The following is a 20,404-nucleotide window of genomic DNA, read 5'->3' on the forward strand; positions in this document are numbered from 1 at the left end:
ATGTCAGCAGGATTTAAGTATGACTTGGTTCCACCTGTCGAGCAAGAGGAACGCTACGATGTCCAAACGGGTATTCGCAGACGTGGACCTTATAAGCTCGATACAACGAACTTGGCGGTAGGCACTATCCTCCCGTCTTTTATTCCGGTCTATGCAGATTTGAAAAACAAGTTTGCCCATACGGTGAGAAATATAAGAGTTGCCGAAGCCTATGCTTCCGGCACAAGTATTAAAATCGCAAAGACTCCGTTAGCCTATGTTGGTATGTTTATCGGAAATGGCTCTAAAGGGGCTAAAGTGACCGCTATCGACAAGTCTAACGAAAAATACGATGTATTGACTATTGAAGCTGCTTTCGGTGAGAATGTCGCAAAGGATGCTGTACTTTTTGAAGCGGCCGCAGTAGACGGTACAAAACAAAAGTATGTCGCTAACTCCGCCCTCTATGAAAGAACAAAAGTAGATGACGGTATCGTTTTGGTCGCGTTGCTTCGTACAGCCGCAGAGATTGAGCCTTCTAAATTGGCTATTCCATTCTCCGAGAATGACAAGGCGAATTTGAAAGGTTGGTTTGAATTTAACGAATAAGGAGGTGGGATATGTTTTTGACTATTGAAACTTTATTTAGTGATGCTGGCATTGTAAGTGCTATCATCAACCGCGTTAACCAAACGCGCAAAGATACTATCTATTGGCAACAGTATCTTACTTTCCGCAGGGTTACTACTCGTGTGTTTAAGGATTACATCGGTAATGTTACCGGGGTAATGGCTGGTTCTATCAATTCTCGTTTCGGAGAGAAACCTATCCGTGAACGTAGGAATATCGGTTCTGGATACGGTGAGATTGCCTATTTGGGTGATGCTTATCAGATGTCCATTGACCGTCTTTCTGAATTACAGGATTTGATTGACAAGTTCAACCAAGCTAAGAGTTCCGACCAAATGGCGGCTTTGAATGAGATTGTAAACTTCGTTTCAGACGATTATCGACAGATTACTCTTGCCGCCCATAAGCGTATGGATATTGTGTTGGGTGCTTTGCTTATGACAGCCGAAGCCACTGTTTACAACAAGGATACCGCTGTTTCTTCCGGACAGACCAATAACAAGTTACTGGAGATCAGTCTTCCGTTCAACATTATTAAGTCAGCAAAGGCTGATGTAATTGTCGATTCGAAGAATAAGTTTATCTCTTACTTGAGAGAAGAATTACACAAGTTGGCTCCCGACTACGGTGTATATCAGAAGATGATAATGACACGTGCGACTTTCAACAAACACGTGCTCGGTTCTTCTGAATTTGGCGAGCAGTACAAGATGATTCTCGGAACAAACGAGATGAAATTGAGTACTGGTTTGGTTTCTTCTGCTTTGGCTTCTGAAGTATTTACCGGCATTGGGCTTCCGCGTATCGAAATCAAGGAAGATTATGTAAAAGATCAGACGGGTAAGAATGTACAGATTTATGCGGATAACCGTATTACTCTGTTACCTTCCGACCAAATTGGATATATGCGCCACCATACTCCATATGAATCTACCGATCCCGTACAAGGACGTACTTATGTCCCGGCAGATGGTCAGATGCTTATTTCCAACTACCGTGACAAGAATGGTCGTTACATGGAATACACGGCAGAGTGGATTCCTCAGATTACCAACCCGAACTTGATTACTAATTTCGACTTAACCGAGATTGCATCAATTCAATCAGCATAAGGAGGAAGCTATGAAAGTAAAGGTTATATCTGTTTTCCGTGACAAGTTTACAGGGAAGTATTATACTCCCGGTGAAGTGATTGAAGTCAGTGAGGAATCCCGTGTGCTGGATATGGAGAGCCGCAGACTTGCCGAGCGGGTTGAAGCGAAAACCACTGAAGTGAAAGCACCAGAAGAAAAGAAAGAGGTGAAAATCTCCCTCTTTGAAAAGGAGTTTGAGAAAAAGGCTTTGGTTGATGCTTTGAAAGCCATCGGCATACAGGCATCCGGTAACATGAAAGAGGAAACTCTTTTGGCTAAGGTTGCAGAATTGGATGAAGAAACAACTGCCAAACTGAAAGAAGCATTAAACGCATGACAGTAAATGAATACATATCACAGAAGTTTCAGACTTTCGGCATTCAGTTGTCGGAGGCTGACCTTTTGGATATGTGTCTTGCCTCGAAGATAAGCGGAGAGGATGAGATGAGCGAGGATTGCCAAACGCGGGTGTCGGTGGCGATTGCGAAGTTCATCCCCTCTCTTTTACTTCGTGCTACCTCAATCAGTGAAAGCGGTTTTTCTATGTCTTGGAATATCGAAGGGATTAAACAGTACTATTCTTTCCTCTGTAAACAATACGGACTAAAGGATGAACTGAGTAACAAACCTAAAGTTTCTTTCTGGTGATGATATTCGCTCCACACATATTACAGGTTAAAGTGACTAAGCCGATGGATAAGGATGATTTCGGTCGACCGATTCCCGGTACCGGTGGTGAAAGCTGGCAGGAGGTATGTAAATGTCGTTGTGATGATGTGAGTGCGGAAAAGAAAGTTTCCATCAATGGTGTTCTGTATGATTTCAAATATAAGGTAGTCTTTGACAAGCCGACAAAGGTTGAAGCAGGAGTAGAAGTCCGTTGTTTGAATCTTGATGGAAGCATAAGAGGGGAGGGGATTGCTAAAAGTCCTTTGGAGACAAACTATTTTTCCTACAGAGTAATATGGTTGGAATAGATGCAGACTTTTCGGATGTTGACCAGTTCTTTGAGGACGGAACAAGCGAAGTTGTTGCTGGTATGAAAGAAGAGGGAGAGTCATTTGTTGAAGATGCAAAAGCTACCGGGAGCTATCAAGACCACACAAAACATTTGAGAGAATCGAATGATTATGAGGTTGACGAAGATGGCTTGACTCTGAAAAACGAAGCTGATTATGCTTCATTCGTGGAATCCAAAGATTTTGAAGTTGCAGGAAGTGCAGCGTTAAGAACATTAGAACGATGTAAAAGAAGATTTGAACGATGATAGTAACTACCGACATAGGAAACATTCTCTACCGGGATTGCAAGGCTTTCGGGATAGACATAGTACCGGACGGTGAAACGCTGACGGGTGAATTGAAGTCTGAAAGGATTGCTATCCACGCAAAGAAGCAACAGCCGGGAACTTATTGGAAGAAGTCTTTTGCGGAAGTGAATCTTTGCGTTCCTGATTTAGGAGAAAACTCCGCTAATTCCATTCGTTTGGGTGAACTCGAACGAAGAGCCAACAAGCTGTTTGATGATGTAGTAAGTACCTATGACGGCACAACCTATCGTTACTCGATTGATTCAATTGGCACAGAAGTGGACACGGATTTAAAGTGTCATTATGTGAATGTGAGAATTTTGTTTGAAGTATTAAACGTAAAATGAGAAAATATGAAACCATTTATTGGAATTAAAAAGATTTGGTACGGTGCGGTTATAACTGCTGCCGTTACACCTGCTTCCTTAAAAACGTGGTTAGGAACTGCCACAGAAGTGAAGAACTCCCATCAGGACACTTGGGGATACACAGAAGATGACCCGACTACGACTGATTACATCAATGAGTTGACCGGAAAGGTTTACTACAAGGACGTTACCGCTAAAGGTGCAAGAACTATGGCATTTACTATGGGAGAATATTCCTTTGAAGACAAGAAGGAGTTGCAAGGCGGTGAGCTTGTAAAAGACGGTCAGGCTGTTGTTGGCTGGCATGAACCGGATGTCGCAGAGGTTATCAACAAGGCGATTGTCGGTCAGACTAAAACCGGTAATTACATTGTGTTTACCAATGCCTCTATAATCGGTAAAGGTAACTTCGTTGAGAAGAATATCGGACTGGGTGTTTCTGCTGTCGCAATGGAAAATCCAACTGCTAGTGTAGCTGGTGAGTACTGGCTTGATGGTGAAAAAGTGGATGCTCCTGCAGCATAAATTTAAGGTGAAAAATAATGTTTTCAGGATGGCGGTGGGTGATTGCTCACCGCTTTTTTAATTTCAATACATGGAAAAAGCTTCAAAAATAGTAAGTGCAGCCGTTTTAGGAAAAGACTTTGAAACGGTGTTTGTGAATGGTAAAGCCTACGTAATCCATCCTCCAACTATTCATAAGATAGCCGGTGCCGGATATTACCTCTCCGATTTGAAAGATGGGATTACGGTAATGGATATGCTTCGATCATTAAAGGATGTTGATACGGCTTCTCGTGCGCTCTCGTGGCTCATACAAGGCGATGAAACTCTGCATGAAGAATTGTCTCATGGAACATTCGATGAAGTGATAGAGGCTTTAGCAACAGGTCTTTCAATGATTTCTGCTGAAAATTTTTACAAGCTGTCAGTTTTAGCCAAGAACGTTGCTCTACTGACAGCAAAGCAACGGTCGTAGGAAACAACTGTTTACTGGGACAGATAGCAACGTTCATGGAAAATCTGCATCTGTCTTATGATGAAGTCGTGTACAAGATACCATATAGAAACATGGTTATTATGCAAAAGGACAAGCTCCATACTGTGTACGGAGAAGTTATGGAGGAAGTATCAGAAGAAGAATTTTTCAAAACCAAGGGTAAGAACCCATTAAAACAATAATATATGCCGAAGCTCGTATTCCGTGTGGCTTCCGATTGGGAGGAAGTCGTAAAATTAAGAAATGAGATAGCTAAGTTAAAGCAAGAGTTGAAGGGTATGGATAGCACACAGTCTCCTGCCGATTTTAAAACACTCAATACCCAGCTTGCTGCATCCACGCAACGAATGGATGAGTTGGTAACGAATGCTGCTAAAGCTGGTGCGGAGATGGAAACTGGCTTCAAGAGGAAGATATTCGCTGCTTCACAGTCTGTTAATGGGTTTACTGAAAAGATTATCGCTCAAAAGGCAGTAGTTAAGGATGTGGAAGCCGATGTTAAGCGTCTCGGTGATGCTTATCGCACTGCATTGAAACGTAATCCATTGTGTGCAAACAGTAAATTAGCTGAATATACATCTGCAAAAAAGGCTCTTGATGAAGAAAAGTCCGCTTTGTTCGGATTGACACAGGAGCAAGCGAATGCCCGACTATCTGTGAAGAAACTTCGTGACGAGTATTCTCTTTACAAGGATGATGCAAAAGGTATAACAGAGGTTAATAATGGGATTACTATTTCATGGAAGCAAGCATTAGGTGTTATCGGTGGTGCTGCTATGCTAAAATCCCTTGTTTCTGATATTACTCATGTAAGGATGGAAATAGATTCGGTGGAAAAATCTTTTGCAGCTTTATTAAAATCAGAAGACAAAGCAAAGGAGATGATTGGAGGTTTAAAAGAACTTTCAATCAAAAGCGGATTAAATACCTATGGAACAGCTCAAACACTTCTCGGCTTTAATGTTGATGCAGAGAAGATACTTCCAACATTGAAAAGCATAGGAGATATAACAATGGGGAATAATGAGAAGTTTTCCTCAATGACACTTGCCTTTGCTCAGATGTCTGCCGCTGGCAGACTGATGGGGCAAGACCTTAATCAGATGATTAATGCGGGTTTCAATCCTTTGCAGGTTATTTCTGAAAAGACGGGTAAGTCCATTGCTGTTTTAAAGAAAGAAATGGAGCAAGGTGCTATTTCATCTGAAATGGTAGCGGATGCTTTTGCCACTGCCACTGCCGAAGGAGGTCGTTTTTATAATATGCTCGAAAAGCAAAACACTGGAATTAGAGGCGAGAAAAACAGACAGAGCGCAGTAATTAAGGAGAAATTGAATGAAATAGGCGAAGCAAATGAGAAGATTATAGCAGGTTCGTATCGCGTTACCACTTTTTTGATCGAGAACTATGAGACTATCGGCAAAATATTGGTTGGGCTTGTTGCTACTTATGGAACGTATAGGACTGCCGTAATGTTGGTTACTGCTGCCGATAGTAAACATACTCTTGTGGAGATTGGGCTTACTAATGCCCGGATATTGGCACGAAAAGCACAACTTGCATTGAATGCTGCCATGCTCACTAATCCTTACGTGTTATTGGCTGTTGCTGTAGGAGGGCTTGCTACAGCAATGTGGGCAATGTCTGATAGTACAACTGCTGCTGCACGTGCCCAAAAGGAATATAACGACATTAAAGATACAGCATCTAAAAAAGAACAGAAACATAAACAAAAGATAGAGGAACTTCTTACAGCTGCACGCGATGAAAGTTTGGCAACTCTCACCCGTCAAAAATCTTTGGAGGAACTCCGAAAGGAATATCCGAAAATCTTTGGACAATATGATATTGAGAAGTTAAAGTTGGAAGATATTCTGAAATTGAAACAACAGATAAACGAAGAGGATTCAAACCGCTCTGTTCAAGGTAGAAAAGATGATTATACTTCTCTAAAACAAATGGTTGCTAACCAACGGAGATATTTACAGCTGTTTGACAATCCAGAGCTTCGCAAAAATATGTCTGATGCCGATATGCAAATATGGAAAATGTTTGCAGGTAAACAGTCCTACGTGCAGGTACGTGAACAGATGGGGAAAAACTCCGAACTACTAAAGAAGTATCAGAAAGATGTATTGGATGATAATATCTCCGCTTATAAAGCCAATCTTAAAAACTATTCTAAAGAAAGATTAGAGGCTGAATTAAAAATGGCCCAATCTTCTGCATCAAAGCGTAATGGTTTTAATGTTGATGGAATGATGGTCAAAGGTGGGGATTTAGAAAGTATTATCTCATCTATAAATGGCGCGTTGTCAGAAAAGAAATCTCCTAATACCTATAAGCAAGATTACGAGGAAGCTAAGAAAGATTGGGAGGATGCCCAAAAAGACCTATCTGAAATAGAAAAGGATAAATCTAAGTTTACCTCAAAGCAATATGAAGAAGCTAAGAAACGGAAAGATACTGCTGAAAAGGCATATAAAGATTTGGGCGGTATTACAGGTAGTTCATTAAGCAAACAAGAGAATCAATCCGAAAAACTCCGCCAGCAAACGGAGAAATACAATCTTCTCCTTAACAAACAAGCATTAGAGCAACAACGTTTTGCCGAAGACTTACAAATGAAAGTCGATGAATCCCGAATCAAAGCAATGAATGAAGGCTCAAAGAAAACCATTGCCCAGATGGAACTCAACTTTGAGAAAGAGATGCAAGCTATTGATCGGCAAAAAGAGGATGCTTTACGTAAGAAAATAGAAGATGCCCGCTCTGCTTTTGAGTCTAATCCTAAAAACAAGGGAAAGTCGTTTGATGCTACCGGAATCGAATTGTCGGATGATGAGAACAAATACTTTGACGAGCTTTATAAAGCTGCCATCGCCAATAATGAAAAGGCATATTCCGAACTCGCAAACCAATATCTTTCATATACAGACCAACGTCTTGCAATAGAAAAGAAGTTCAATGATGATGTTGCTTTGTTGCAAGAAGCCCGTAAAAGAGATGAAGCAAAAGGCGATACGGATGAGGTAGCAAAGATAGACCGCAGTATTGGTAAGCGTACAGAAACAAAGAATGAAGACGTTTTCAAACTCGATGCCGAACAATTCAAAAAAAGCATGAATTGGGAGCAAGTTTTTGGCAACCTAGATAAGGTTTCTACCGATACATTGAAAAAGTTGAAGTCCAATCTTAAAGACTTTATTTCAGCTCAAAAAGACCTTTCTCCCGAGAACCTGAAAGAGCTTGTCGATGCTATTGAGAGGATAGATGATAAAGTTTCAGAGCGTAACCCCTTCGAAGCGATGAGCACTTCTTTCAAGTCGCTAAAGACGGCCACCGATGCGGAACGCGAAGCGCAGGAAGCATACAACAAGGCTCTTAAAGAAGACACAGACGAAGAGAAGAAGAACGCTAAAGCCACCCTTGAAAGTGCTAAAAACAACAAGCAGAAAGCCCTGTCGGAGGCTACCACTGCATTGCATAAAGGCGTGGATGAAATCGGTCGGTATGTCGAAGCTGGCAATCAGGTTATCGGCATTATGGAAACACTTGGGGTAAAGACACCAGAATGGTTGGAGGGCGCGATGTCTGGCTTTGGTGAGATGCTGAACGGTCTTGAAAAGATGGATCTCACTAAGCCGATGTCGATTGTCACAGGTGGTTTGCAGACGATAAAAGGGGCATTAACGAGTGTAGTTTCTTTGGGCGGTCTTATTCCAGGATTCGGAGGTGCCGATTACTCCCGTTACAACAAGATGAAAGAAGAATATGACACCCTTGTTGATGTATGGGATACGCTTATTAGTAAAAAACAGCAGTATATTGATATATCCTATGGTGATGAAGCGCGCAAAGTCGGGCAAGAAACATTGGATCTACTGGATAAGAAGGCAAAAAGCAATGTTACACTTGGTCTAGAAAGGCTTAATGCCGGTGCAAGTATCGGCTCTCATTCTATTGGCGTTCGTCAGCGGAAGGGAATGTCTAAAGAGGGATGGGATGAACTTCGTAAGGCAGCGCAATCCATAGGGTTCGACTACAATTCGGTTGCCGATGGTCGTATGACCGGACTGTTTGACCTTACCGCCGATCAGTTATCCGAATTGCAGGATGAAGCTCCTACATTTTGGGCAAAATTGGACGGTGATGTTCAGGAATACCTTCAAAATGTCATTGACTGCAATACGGAGATAGAAAGCATGAAGGACAAACTGAACGAAACCATGACCGGTGTCTCTTTTGATTCTTTCTATGATAGTTTTATATCCACTCTTTCAGATATGGATAAGAGCAGCAAGGATATGGCGGATGATTTCGGGGAATATCTTAAAACTGCAATCCTCTCCAACCTGGTAGCGAATAAATATCGTGATAAGATTGAAGCGTTGTATAATGATTGGGCTAGTAAATCCGATTCGGATGATGACGGCATATTTGATCTTACCGCAGAGAAATCCGAACAATTAAAAGCTGCCCAACGAGCCTTGGCGGAGCAAATGATGGCCGAAAGGGATGCGATGGCCAATGCTTTTGGTTGGAACTCCGGTAAATATTCTCAATCATCCTCTAAAGGAGGATTTCAGGCTATGTCGCAAGATACCGGAAGCGAATTGAATGGACGCTTTACCGCCTTGCAGATGGCAGGTGAAGAGATAAAGAGTCAGAACGCCCTTCAATCTCAGTCTTTGAATATTCTAACGATGAAAGCGGATGCCATTCTCTCGGTAAATACAGAAACGAGAAACATTGCAGATGATACACGGGACTTGATAGCAAATTCCTATCTTGAACTTGTACAGATATCAGAGAATACAGGAGCTATCGTGAAGCCTATTCAGCAGATTCAGAAAGATATAGCGGAAGTAAAGAAGAACACATCTAAATTATAAATTATGACAAATGACTTAAAAATTAACGGCCTTGATGCCTACCGGCAATGGGGTATAAGAATGGGTGATGGTTTCCTTGATACAATCGGTGCACCCGCGCCTATGAAAGAATTTATTGAAAACAAATCCCGATTGGAACATGGGAAACGGGTTATAACCAATAATCCTAAAGTAGATGAACGAGAAATAACACTATCTTTCACTATAGAAGGTAATTCTCAATCAGATTATCAGACAAAAAGAAAGGCATTCTTCGATGAATTATATAAAGGGGCAGTAGATATTCAAATTCCTGCTAACAGTAGCGAGATTTATCATTTGATTTATCTTGGGAAGAGTATTACCTATGCGCAGAGTTTAGACCGGACATTTGGTAAAATTTCGAGTAAGTTTTCGGAACCGAATCCGTCTATTCGTACTTAATTCACGACATTGGGCCTATTGTCGTATATAGGAATATTCATAAATTGGATACCCTTTTTTTATCTTCGATCTTTGAAGAATGATCGAGATAAAGGACATATCAGGCAAGGTCAAGTTTAGCACACCGATCAATGTGGGGGCGAAAGGCCGGTTCATGCTGATGAAGGAGGATTATATAACCATCCCTTTCAGCACGGACATACCTGTTGATCTCAAGCGTGGCGATTACGTGGATCTCAGAGGAGTGTTTGATGATGCCTTGGGCGGGAAACTGGCGAAAGTATATAAATACCTCACTCTTCAGAATCCATCCGTTATTCCGGGTAAATACAGTTACGAGCTAAGGTTTGACGCTTATTATTACGAGTGGAATACGAAAATCTTCAAATTCACTCCGGAAAGTCACGGTCAGGAAGCTGGCTGGAATCTTACAGCCCCCCTCGATATTCACCTAGGCCTGTTCCTACGTAATCTGAAAGCGAACGGATATACATACAACGGGGTTGATTACATTTTCGACATAGATTCCACGGTTGAGAACAAGGCGTTTTTGATGACATACGATAATATTCATTTGTTGGACGCCCTCTTTTCGATGGCATCGAAAGATAAATGGAACTGTGATTGTTGGATAACCGATAATGTCATACACTTTGGCCGTTGCGAGTTCGGTGACGCTGTCGACATTGAACTAGGCGTTGAAGCGGCCGCCATGACCCGAAGCGAAAGCAAGGGTACTTATGCCACCCGCGTTTATGTGTTCGGAGGTACAAGAAATATACCGGCCAACTATCGTCCGGTGGATGAGCAGGCAGTAGTAAATGGAGTTGTTCAGAAGCGGCTCATGCTTCCGGAGGGTACTCCTTGCATAGATGCTTATCCCGGTATGACCGACACCGAAGCGGTGGAGGACGTAGTGGTATTTGACGATGTGTTTCCGAAACGGATCGGCACGTTGTCAGACGTGACTACCGTAGACAGGGATACGGAGACAGACGGTGAAGTCACCGGCCAGTTCAAAGCCTACCAGTACCAAGATCCCGGTCTCGATTTCAAAGAAGATTATATATTGGAGGGGGAAGAGCTGAAAATCACCTTCCAGTCCGGCAAACTGAACGGGATGGTGTTCGGTGTAACGTTCAAGCCTGAAGGGACGGACAAAGGCAGCCAGATATGGGAGATCATAGCGAACGAGGATTATGGGCGTTTGCTTCCCGATGAGATAATGTGCCCGGAGAATGGAGATGAATATGTTCTTTCCGGATTTAATATCCAACTCGTTTCCGACCAGTATATACCGGAAGCGGAAAAAGAGTTATTAGCCAAAGGACAGGAGTATGTAAAGAAAACAAGTATCGATGACGGTACATACCCAACTACCTTGGACTCCGAGTGGGTCTATCAGGATCAGATAAACAGGACGTATGACACGGGCCAGAGGATCCGGTTGATAAACCCCGCTTTCTTCCCGTCTGATGGACGGATCAGCCGTGTGATCGGCTGGGAAATGAACTTGGATATACCTTACGATTCCCCTGTCTATACGATCGGAGAAAGTACACAATACAGCCGGATCGGTGAGCTGGAGGATAAGGTGGACACGCTTACCTATAAAGGACAGACCTATACCGGTGGTGGTGGAAGCGGCGTATATATCATACGAACGAATGATTCCACGCCAGCCAGCGACAGCAACGTGTTCTCCGCCCTTCGCTCGTTGACGACATTCTTACGCAAGGACAAACCGGATGTAGCGGGCTTTGATATTACATTTGAGCAAGATATTATTCTATCCGGCGAGAAATCCTCCATCTACTCAGACCGTTATGCGGGCGGCTTCGGCCATGAGAACGGGTTCCGCCTGTTCGCCGACGGCACGGCATGGGTAAAGGACTTGAAGGTGAAGCATGACTCCATGTTCGCCGGTTCCCTTTCCTCTCCTACATTCGCCTCCGGTTTCCCGAACGGGACGGGATTCATGATAGCGCCTTACAAGGTGACGAACGCCGCCGGTGTGGAGGAGACTAAATACAAGTTGGAGATCGATTCGATCTCGGTACGTAACGAGCTTAAAGTATATACGTTCGTGGTCTCGCAACTGCTTGGCGAGAACGACAACCGCATCTTCGCCGGAATGATGGAGGTGGATCATTACGACCCGGAGACCGGCCGGATCTACCTGGATACCGACGGGGGCAGGTTGTACAACCCGTTCCGGGAAGGTGATATCCTCATGGTACAGCAGTTTCAAGGCGATCCTACCTTGCAGAACGACTACAAGATGACCAAGTCGTACGAGCTGAAGGTGGTGGAAGTGGCCGTAGGGGATCTCTCCGACGGCGAGAACCGTCTGGACTGGCTCCGTTTCACGAATTTCGTGGGAAATCTGTCGGACATCGCCAAGAGGGATACCCTTTGCCGTGTGGACAACCCGGATAACTCCACCCGTAGCGGCATCATGAAGATCACCACGGTGGATGAGTTCGGCACGCCCTACATGGACGTGATCCGTGGGATGAAGACCGATCCGGAAAACTGCGTGAAGGTACGGGTGGGAAACATGAACGGTCTGGTAACGCCTTATTTCGGGAGGCTGGAGGGCGATGGTATATACGTGGAGAATCTTTACGCCCGTGGGCAGTTCATGCTCGATACGGGCGAGAACGTGAAGACCAAGTTCGAGATCGTGGAAGGCAGGCTTTCCAGCGAGATGTCTTCCGTGCGCTACGAGTTGTCGGAGAAGGATAATTGCCTCACGAACGCCTCTTTCTCCGCTGATACGGTAGGATGGGTACTCGGTAACGACGTGTCGCTATTCACGGTGAAGGAGCGTTTCATGGCCGTGAACGAATCCTTCTACGCTGAGAAGGATAAGGTTACAGGAATCGTGGAGGTATCCAGCCGCAAGGCCCTTTATATCAAGAACTCGGGAGTAAAGCAATTAAACTCCTACCTGAAGAACAAACCGGACGGCCAACTGGAGATGCCCGACGGGACGAAGGTATGGCCTAGCTATTACGTATCGTTCATGTACATGGTAAAGACCGCTGGTTCCTTGACATCCGGATTCTCCGGACAGGGCCTTTACGTAAGCAAACCGTTGGCGATTACGGATACCTTCGTTCAAGAGGAATTTTCCGGCAAATGGAACGGAACCGGTGATTTCATCTTGAATTTCACGGGGGAAATATATATCTACAACGTCCAGATGTCCACGCATCCCGTGGAGGACTTGCGGTTGGAAATGTCCACCAAGTTCGTGCAGACGGACGAGAAGATAGGCATGTACGCCCTGAAGATCGACACGTTGAGCGGCACGGTGACGGACATGGGTGTCGAGCTGAATAACATCGACGAGACCCTATCCTTGTACGTGACGAAGACTGACAGCATAAACCAGACAGTGACAAGCCTAGGCTTAAAGCTGGACGGTGTGGATGAGAGCTTGACGCTGTACGCCAAGAAGACCGACGTATCCGGGCTGAAAACCGAGATGGAGGCGGCTATCAAGGTGAACGCTGACAATATTAATCTGAAGGTATCTAAGGATAGTATCATATCGAGCATCAACCAGACGGCGGAGACGATCAAGATAAACGCTAGCCGACTCAATTTGAACGGTTTCGTGACATTTTCCATGTTTGACCTAAGTACCCAGAATACGATCAAGAACAAGGTTAACTCAGGAGATCTAGGATCGATGGCGTGGAAAGATGGTGTCTCATCCGATGATCTGTCTTGGGCATTAAGTCAAGAAATATCGAACAAGGTCAATCTGACTACCTTAAACAACACTCTTTTAGGTTATACGAAAAGTGGGTCTATCACAAAAGAAGACCTGGCCAAAGCCCTTCAAGCGGAATTAACAGGGAAACTTACAGGTAGCGCCAGTGTGGGAGCGAACAAATTGGCGAGCGTGATAATAAACGGACAGACGCTTATAGCGGGAGGGTATATTCAAGCGGACTTGATAAACGTTAAAGACCTTGTCGTAGGCAGTACCTTGAGTATCGGTGCGTTCTCCTTGAATAGTTATAATGGTCTTAACTGGACTGGATCTGACTATTTCGGTAATACCTCCTTTAGGCTGACAGTAGGGGGAGGATATACATACAATACCGGAACAAGTTGTAAAACCATGGTAGGGGCTTGGAGCAATTCCGCTGATACCCATGCGTGTATATCTGGTATATGCAACACTTTTGGCGTAGCCATATATGGATCAACAGACGGATGGGGATCGAATTTTCCTCCGGATGGATCTAAGTACGCAGGCTTTTTCAGTGGGTCGGTATTTGCTACGGGCCAAATGCGTTGTTCCGGATTTTCTATTTATAAGAGTTCTGACATGTACCGCTATCATTATCCCGGAGTTTCTTTCAACCCCGCAGATTTCGACTTAGACAATATCCGTCTTCGTGTTATGGGCGGCATAATCGTCGGAGTGACCGATGATAACGGAAATATTTTATTAGGATCATAGATTTTTTTAAAAACAGTAGAATTATGAAAGTAGATTTCAGTAAAGTAAGTATTAACGCTACGGTAGAAGGCGATCCCGTAGTTATTGACTTGACAAAAGAGGTAGGAAACTTGGTCTATGGACGTACGGCGGATATCGCTGTCTCTGATTTCGGAAAGAAGATATACTACAGCAAGGAAGCTATCGATGTTCCGAGACCTATGGCTGAGTCCATCAAGGAGATTATCATGGGATCCTCCTTGATCGCCCCCTTGAAAAATGCCATGAACGAGTTACTAACCCCTAAAACAAAGAAAAATGGAAACAACGACAATCAATAAGTCCTTGACGGAAGCCCTTTCTTCCACGGGCTTTGTAAAGATAGAGGCATCCCGTAAGGAAAGCGAGCCATTCCAGCATATAGATGCCTACATATACGATGCCGGTACCCGTATCGGGTACGCGTCCGCTGATCGTAACAAAAGGCTCTCTTTCTTCCAAGAATCCCCGGACAGCCTTACCGGAGAGGAATGGATAAGCGCGTATACGAAGGTGCAAAACGCTTTCGACAGGATATTTAACGAGACGGTAACCCTATAAGCAATCTTGATCCCATGGCATATACTCTCGAAGAAATTAAAGAACTGGTCGAGACTTTAACCCCGATCGTAAAGAACGCTATAGAGGCGGGTTCCCTTAGCGTAGAGGATCTCCGTGTAGCGGAGAGCATGGATTTCGTAAACTCTTTGCCGGCCTTGGAGGAGAAAGGTCTTAACGTCTCTTACGTGAAGGTCCGGCTGAAAGACTTGCTCGGTAAATTGGACGGGGATTATGCCAAGGAGCTGGAGGCGATCAAGAAATTGCTGGAAAAGAAGGTGGATAACGGCTACTCGAAAGACGGTAATCTGTATCTTACCTCCGGGGGTATTGTCGTATCGGACGCTATCCCGGTAGGCTCCGGAAGCGGGGGCGGCGGCGGGGCTAGCTCGCTGGGCGAGCTTACCAACGTGGATGATATCGTAGACCAAGATCCGGACGAGTCCCGTGTGCTGGTGCAAGAGGCCGGTAGCTCGCTCTGGACGGTGAAGAACCTCTCCGAGATCGGAGGTGGAGGTGGTGGTGGCGGCGTGACCATGAAACTCATGAGCGTCACCGATACGCTCATCACCACGGTAGAGGGGGCAGCCGTCACCGTGGGATACAATTTCACGAGCGTCTATCAGGATGACGGTTCCGAGACCGGGCCGGGAACGGCCACTTACACCGTGAACAGCCAGAAGGTGGGCATGGTATCCATCTCGCAGGGCAATAATTATTTCGATCCGACGGAACACTTGATCACCGGCTCCAACACGGTAAGGGTAACCGTGAAGGATAGCACGGGATCGTCACGTTCCCTATCCTATACGATTGAGGTGATATCCATGTCCATATCCTCCTCCATAGACCCGGCGCTCGTCTATTCCGGGGAGATCGTGTATCGCTATACGCCCGTGGGGGCTATCAACAAGACGGTGCATTTTGTACTGGACGGGAAGGAGTTGGGAACGGTGGAGACCAGCGCCTCGAACCGGCAATTGACCTACGTGATCCCTAGGCAGACGCATGGGGCGCACTTGCTCCAAGTCTACATGACGGCCCTTATCAACGAGGAGCTGATCCGGAGCAACACGCTTACCAACGACCTTATCTGTATCGTGGAGGGGGATAACACGCCTATCGTGGCCTCTTCTTTCGCCCAGACCGCCGCGCGGCAATACGACCGGCTCACGATCCCCTTCGTGGTCTATACGCCGGACTCCTCGCTATCGGAGGTTACGCTATCGGCGAACAACGCCACGGTATCCACGCAGAGCGTAGACCGCACCTTGCACGAGTGGAATTACCGTATTCCCCAGTCGGGAGATCTCTCCCTGAAGATATCCAGCGGGTCGGCCTCCCGTACCTTTACGCTCACCGTATCCCCCGCCGAGGTGATCGTGGAGCCGGAGAAGGCGAACCTGCAACTCTGGCTGACCTCTCAGAACCGGAGCAACAACGACAATAACCGTAACGAGTGGAAATACGGGGATATATCCGCGGATCTGACCGGCTTCAACTTCAAGACGAACGGCTGGATCTCGGAACGGGATAGCACCTCCCTCCGTGTGTCGGGTGACGCCCGTGTGCGTATCCCGCTGAAGATATTCAAGGATGACTTCCGGGCCACGGGTAAGACCATCGAGTTCGAGTTCTCCACCCGCGACGTGACCGATTACGAGGCTATCGCTATCGAGTGCGTGAACGGGGGAATCGGCCTTCAGATATCTTCCCAGAAAGCGGTGTTCTCGTCCGAGCAGACCACGATCGACACCCGGTTCAAGGAGGAGGAGAGGGTTCGCATCTCCTTCGTGGTTGAGAAACGCACGCTAAACCGTTTGATATACATCTACATCAACGGTATCATGTCCGGGGCGGCGCAATATCCGTCGGAGGATAATTTCCAGCAGAAGGTTCCGCAGGATATCATGATCGGTAGCGAGGGCTGTACGATCGACCTGTATAACATCCGTGTCTACGATAACGACTTGAACCAATACCAGATGCTCGATAACTTCATAGGCGATCTGGACGATTACGACAAGGCGCTGGCTATCTACAACCGGAACCAAGTATATAATGATTATGGGGATATCACCTATCAAAAGGTGTTGGAGCGATTGCCTTGCTTGATCTTCGAGGGGCCGTTGCCTACTTATAAAGGCGATAAGAAAACAAACAAGGTCTATTTTACGGACTTGCAAGAACCCGGGCGATCTTTCTCTTGCGAGAACGTCCAGAATGACGTGCAAGGTACCTCCTCCCAATATTATCCGAGGAAAAACTGGAAGTTCAAGTTCAAGGCAGATATCACCTACACGGAGAGCGGAAGGACATCGCCCACATACGCGTTACGGGCGAATAGCATTCCCGTAAACGCCTTTTGTGTCAAGGCAGATTTCGCCGAGTCATCCGGTACGCACAACACGGGTATGGCCAAGGTCATCAATTCCCTATTGATCGAGATGGGGCTTACCACCCCGCCCCAAAAAACGAACAAGGAAGTCCGCACAACGGTAGACGGCTACCCGATAGCCATCTTCCACCGTGAGACGGCCAGTGATACGCTCGAGTTCGTGGGTAAGTATAATTTCAACAACGACAAGTCCACCGCCGAGACCTTTGGGTTTTCTGATGGTGATGAGAGCTGGGAATTCTCGAACAACACCTCCGATCGTTGCCTCTTCAAGTCCGCCGATTTCTCCGGGACGGACTGGACGAACGACTTCGAGTCCCGCTATCCGGACGATGACGCTATCAACGCCGAGTACGAGGCGGGTACCCGCAAGCCGGAGAAGCTCATGGCCGTTACCTCGTGGGTCGTATCCACCAAGGACAACTTGGATAAATTCAAGAACGAGGTTCGGAATCATTTCAACCTTGATAACTTGATCGCCTACTACCTTATCACCGAGTTGTTCGGTATGGTGGACCAGCGGGCGAAGAACATGTTCCTTACCTATTTCCACGAGGAGGGGAAATGGATCTTTATCTTTTACGACAACGATACCTGTTTCGGCCTGAATAACGAGGGGTTGATCGCTTTCGGATACAATATAGAGTATCACGACAAGATAGGTACGCTAAACGTCTGGAACGGTGAGAGTAGCGTGTTGTGGAACAACCTTGAGAAATGTTTCCCTTCCGAGATCGAGGCGATGTACAAGGATATCCGTACCCGTGGATTGCTCTCGTACGACTTGATCATGTCCGTGTTGAACGGCGAGCAATCGGACAAATGGTGCGAGGCGATCTACAACGCCGACGGCCGTTTCAAGTATATCGACCCGCTGATAGAGGAGGGCAACGGGTCTTACCTGTACGCCGCCCAAGGCTCCCGTATCGAGAACCGTAAGTGGTGGACGTATAACCGCTTCCTTTATATAGACAGTAAGTATACGGCGGGCAGTTTCCTCTCGGATTTCGCGACCTTACGTCTCTATACGCCCCGGGAATGGACGGGCGTGTCCCCGTCGGCCAACATGACGATCATCCCGTACGCCGATCAGTATACCCGTGTCAAGTACGGGTCCTACATGGTGGGGCAACGTACCTACAAGGACGTGCCGGTATTGATCGAGGCCCCCGACATCGTGTTTAATGACACCGAGACGATCATCTATGGGGCGAGCCGGGTAAAGTCACTGGGGGATATGTCGGGGTTGTACGCCGGTACGATCGACGTATCCAAGGCTTCCCGCCTCTCTGAGTTGTTGATCGGTAGCGGCGTGTCGGGCTATCAGAACACGAACCTTACCGTGCTCTCGATCGGCACGAACAACATGCTCCGCAAGCTGGACATCCGTAACTGCCCGAACTTGAGGCAGGCGGTGGATATCTCCGGATGCGAGAACATGGAGGAGGTCTACGCCCAAGGCACTTCCATCACCTCCGTGGTATTGCCGGCAGCTGGTATCCTGTCCAAGTTGTATCTCCCGGCTACCCTCACGGGCTTAACCCTCCGTAACCAATCCAAGCTTACGGACGCTTATTTCGAAATAGCGGGGGTGGAGAGGCTTACGACGATCGTTTGCGAGGATACGGGGATCAACGTGTTCTATCTTATAACTCGGTGCTTGGGTATCAAGAACCCGGTGTTGAACCGTGTCCGCCTTATCAATATCAATGCCTCGGCACCGAACCTGAACGACCTCTATAAATTGATCAAGGTGGGTGGTATCGACGAGAACGGCAATAACGTACAGACCGCCGTCATAACGGGAAAATACCACGCCATATCCGCTACCAGCGATAAGCTAGCCAAGTGCCGGGCGGCTTTTCCGGAGCTGGAGATCACCTATACGACGCTCTTACCGCCGACTATCACGACATTCGTGTTCCGCTCCTCCCAATCCAAGACGATTACCAACGCCGTGTTCGAATGCGGGGATTATGAGTACGAGAAGGTGAACGAGTACACCTACAAGGTGACGGCGGACGATGATTCCATAGTCCCCATCATCTTCAAGTGCGACAACCACAAGGATTTCACCGCCGATTATCTCGTATCCGGAACCCGTACGCAGGACTATACGATCACATACATCCCCTTGCGTACCATCCGGGTAAAGGTCTACGGCCAATCCGTCTATCTATCCGGAGCCATGATCACCACCGATACCAAGAGCTACACGAGCGACGCGAACGGATACGTCTATATCCGTGGTGGCGAGGCGATGAAAGGAACCGTATCAGCGTTGGGCTACGGAAGCAACACGTTTGATTTTCCATCTATCACGAATGACACGAGCCATACGCTGGAGGTGTACGCGGTGGTGGATGTGAAGTTCGTGGTGAAGGGGCAGTTTGGGGCGATCGTTACGGGGGCTACCGTGACTTGCGGTGGCAAGTCGAAGGAGACCAATTTATACGGCGAGTGTATCTTGCAACTGGCGAAGGGGCCGTACGATTACGAGGTGACCCATCCGGATCATTACGATGCCAAGGGAACGGTGAATGTTGGCACGTCCGCCATGAGCGTGAACGTAAAGATGAACATCAACCCCATAGCCATGAATCCAGAGGAGAACGGCAACATACAGATGATGCTAACGGGGCCCTCCTGCTCGATAAGCGTCAACTCCCCTACGGCGAATTACGTAATAGACTGGGGTGACGGCATGACGGAAAACGCCTCGGGTACTGGATCCAAGTCTTATCCACACACCTATGGGGATAACGGGTTGTATCAAGTGGAGGTAAGGAACTGCGGGGATGTCACTTCCTGCATGGCCTCTACCTCTTGTTTGGTGGCGTATTGGAGCATTGGTGGGAGTAAGGTTTATAATATTACTTTTAGAGGATGCTCCAAGTTGATTCACTTTGGCAAGGATGTGTTTAAGAATGATACGAATAGAACTAATGCTTCCTCCTTGCTGTATGAATGCACCAGCCTCACCTCGGTTGACTTGACCTCGCTTGCGTCGTGGGTGAATGTTACGAGTTGCGACTACTTGCTGCAAGGATGCACCAGCCTCACCTCGGTTGACTTGACCCCGCTTGCGTCGTGGGTGAACGTTACGAGTTGCGACTACTTGCTGCGATACTGCTCCAAGTTAACCTCCGTGGACTTGACCCCGCTTGCGTCGTGGGTGAAGGTTACGAATTGCATCTACTTGCTGTATGG

At 46.6% G+C, this 20,404-nt stretch carries 15 protein-coding genes; all 15 read left to right on the forward strand.

Annotated features, from left to right (window positions below; translation table 11 throughout):
• Positions 1-588: a head fiber protein gene (locus DW205_RS09470; RefSeq protein ID WP_005862435.1), complete on the forward strand. Its 588-nt coding sequence runs from the start codon at positions 1-3 to the stop codon at positions 586-588.
• Positions 589-599: 11 nt separating this feature from the next.
• The gene (locus DW205_RS09475; RefSeq protein ID WP_005862433.1) at positions 600-1,721 is read left to right on the forward strand and encodes a hypothetical protein; all 1,122 of its coding nucleotides are present in this window, start codon (positions 600-602) and stop codon (positions 1,719-1,721) included.
• A 10-nt stretch (positions 1,722-1,731) separates the two neighbouring features.
• On the forward strand, positions 1,732-2,079 hold the full coding sequence (locus tag DW205_RS09480) for a hypothetical protein (RefSeq protein ID WP_005862432.1): 348 nt from the start codon (positions 1,732-1,734) through the stop codon (positions 2,077-2,079).
• Complete coding sequence (locus tag DW205_RS09485) at positions 2,076-2,390, forward strand: DUF6706 family protein (protein ID WP_005862429.1); 315 nt, start codon at positions 2,076-2,078, stop codon at positions 2,388-2,390. The genes DW205_RS09480 and DW205_RS09485 overlap by 4 nt, the downstream gene beginning before the upstream one ends.
• Positions 2,390-2,719, forward strand: coding sequence for a hypothetical protein (locus tag DW205_RS09490; RefSeq protein WP_005862427.1), 330 nt, complete (start codon positions 2,390-2,392; stop codon positions 2,717-2,719). Before DW205_RS09485 ends, DW205_RS09490 begins: the two co-directional genes overlap by 1 nt.
• Complete coding sequence (locus DW205_RS09495) at positions 2,707-3,009, forward strand: hypothetical protein (RefSeq protein WP_005862425.1); 303 nt, start codon at positions 2,707-2,709, stop codon at positions 3,007-3,009. The genes DW205_RS09490 and DW205_RS09495 overlap by 13 nt, the downstream gene beginning before the upstream one ends.
• Positions 3,006-3,398, forward strand: a complete 393-nt coding sequence (locus DW205_RS09500; RefSeq protein WP_005862423.1) for a hypothetical protein — start codon at positions 3,006-3,008, stop codon at positions 3,396-3,398. The genes DW205_RS09495 and DW205_RS09500 overlap by 4 nt, the downstream gene beginning before the upstream one ends.
• Before the next feature lie 6 nt (positions 3,399-3,404).
• On the forward strand, positions 3,405-3,944 hold the full coding sequence (locus tag DW205_RS09505) for a hypothetical protein (RefSeq protein WP_005862422.1): 540 nt from the start codon (positions 3,405-3,407) through the stop codon (positions 3,942-3,944).
• 70 nt (positions 3,945-4,014) lie between these two features.
• Entirely contained in the window at positions 4,015-4,398 is a 384-nt protein-coding gene (locus tag DW205_RS09510) for a hypothetical protein (protein WP_005862420.1), read from the forward strand.
• A 206-nt stretch (positions 4,399-4,604) separates the two neighbouring features.
• Positions 4,605-9,314: a tape measure protein gene (locus DW205_RS09515; protein ID WP_005862417.1), complete on the forward strand. Its 4,710-nt coding sequence runs from the start codon at positions 4,605-4,607 to the stop codon at positions 9,312-9,314.
• A 3-nt stretch (positions 9,315-9,317) separates the two neighbouring features.
• On the forward strand, positions 9,318-9,737 hold the full coding sequence (locus tag DW205_RS09520) for a hypothetical protein (protein WP_005862414.1): 420 nt from the start codon (positions 9,318-9,320) through the stop codon (positions 9,735-9,737).
• Between the two features lie 79 nt (positions 9,738-9,816).
• Positions 9,817-14,220 carry a hypothetical protein gene (locus tag DW205_RS09525; protein ID WP_005862413.1) on the forward strand — a complete coding sequence of 1,468 codons (4,404 nt, stop codon included), beginning with the start codon at positions 9,817-9,819 and terminating at the stop codon, positions 14,218-14,220.
• Between the two features lie 23 nt (positions 14,221-14,243).
• The gene (locus tag DW205_RS09530) at positions 14,244-14,540 is read left to right on the forward strand and encodes a hypothetical protein (protein ID WP_005862411.1); all 297 of its coding nucleotides are present in this window, start codon (positions 14,244-14,246) and stop codon (positions 14,538-14,540) included.
• Positions 14,518-14,799: a hypothetical protein gene (locus DW205_RS09535; RefSeq protein WP_005862408.1), complete on the forward strand. Its 282-nt coding sequence runs from the start codon at positions 14,518-14,520 to the stop codon at positions 14,797-14,799. The genes DW205_RS09530 and DW205_RS09535 overlap by 23 nt, the downstream gene beginning before the upstream one ends.
• Positions 14,800-14,813: 14 nt before the next feature.
• Positions 14,814-20,404: CotH kinase family protein (locus tag DW205_RS09540; protein ID WP_147326763.1), on the forward strand; the 5,591-nt coding region annotated here is incomplete at its 3' end.

This window comes from Parabacteroides sp. AM17-47 (genome assembly GCF_003434625.1).
GTDB lineage: Bacteria > Bacteroidota > Bacteroidia > Bacteroidales > Tannerellaceae > Parabacteroides > Parabacteroides distasonis.